Annotated in this window: 1 pseudogene; it reads right to left on the bottom strand. The window is 57.9% G+C overall.

From position 1 onward, the window contains the following. Positions 1–242, bottom strand: a pseudogene (locus HWD93_RS18810) (alpha-D-ribose 1-methylphosphonate 5-triphosphate diphosphatase); the annotation flags it as partial.

Below are 242 nucleotides of genomic sequence, written 5' to 3'. Positions count from 1 at the left end.
GACCTGTACATTCCCCCACGTGAGCGCTGGTGGCGTCGTCATGGCTTGCCAAAACAATACCGCGTGCGCCCGACATATCGGCAATCGCCCGGCGATGCTTGGCCGAATAGGCGTCGGAGTCTGCCATGCGCTGTTCGCAATGCAAACGAAACTCTTCGTCGTTGAGTTTCAGCTTGCGCATGTAATAGGTGCGATAGGTTTCGATCTCCGCGAACTGACGCTGCCCCGGCGCATGATCCATC

Source organism: Curtobacterium sp. C2H10 (genome assembly GCF_025407985.1).
GTDB lineage: Bacteria > Actinomycetota > Actinomycetes > Actinomycetales > Microbacteriaceae > Curtobacterium.
Note: the sequence above shows the minus strand (reverse complement) of the source record. Positions and strands in the feature narration are given on the sequence as shown.